This window comes from Mesorhizobium sp. M1E.F.Ca.ET.041.01.1.1 (assembly GCF_003997355.1).
Classification (GTDB): domain Bacteria; phylum Pseudomonadota; class Alphaproteobacteria; order Rhizobiales; family Rhizobiaceae; genus Mesorhizobium.
The window spans coordinates 1-580 of sequence record NZ_RZSL01001209.1; the positions used below are offsets into that span (position 1 = coordinate 1).

A 580-nucleotide genomic window follows, 5' to 3' on the forward strand; every position below is an offset into this window, starting at 1 on the left:
GAAGACGACGGTTCCGGCCGACAAGGCGGTCACCGACAAGCTGCTGACCAAGGACGAGGCAGCTGGCGCGTCTGAGATCACCGTCTACAACATTCCGGGCGGCGGTGCTTTCGCGATGACCGCCGATCCGGCCGCCATCAACTGGCCGATGACGATCGGTATCCTGTTCATCCTGGTGGTGTTCGTGACCATGGTCTACGGCCCGATCGCCGCTATTCTGGTCGAGATGTTCCCGACCCGCATCCGCTACACCGGCATGTCGCTGCCCTACCATATCGGCAACGGCTGGTTCGGCGGCCTGCTGCCGGCAACGGTGTTCGCGCTGAGCGCTTACAAGGGCGACATCTATTACGGCCTCTGGTACCCCGTGGTGATCGCCGCGATGTCGCTCGTCATCGGCATGATCTTCGTCAGGGATACGCTCGGCACCGACCTGCACGGCAAGGACTAGCCGATCGACCCTTCTGGAATGAAAAGCCCGGCGCGAGTGATCGCGCCGGGCTTTTTCATGCCGAACTGGAAAGTCTTGGTCAGCTCTTGCGCTGCTGGTTTTCTTCCTCGATGGCCGCCTCATGGTACC

Annotated in this window: 1 protein-coding gene; it reads left to right on the forward strand. The window is 61.7% G+C overall.

Features of this window, described 5'->3' with window-relative positions; all coding sequences use genetic code 11:
- Nucleotides 1-451, forward strand: a 451-nt coding sequence (locus EOA38_RS38400; RefSeq protein WP_145966362.1) for an MFS transporter, incomplete at its 5' end; no start/stop codon positions are given.
- Nucleotides 452-580: the final 129 nt, after the last annotated feature.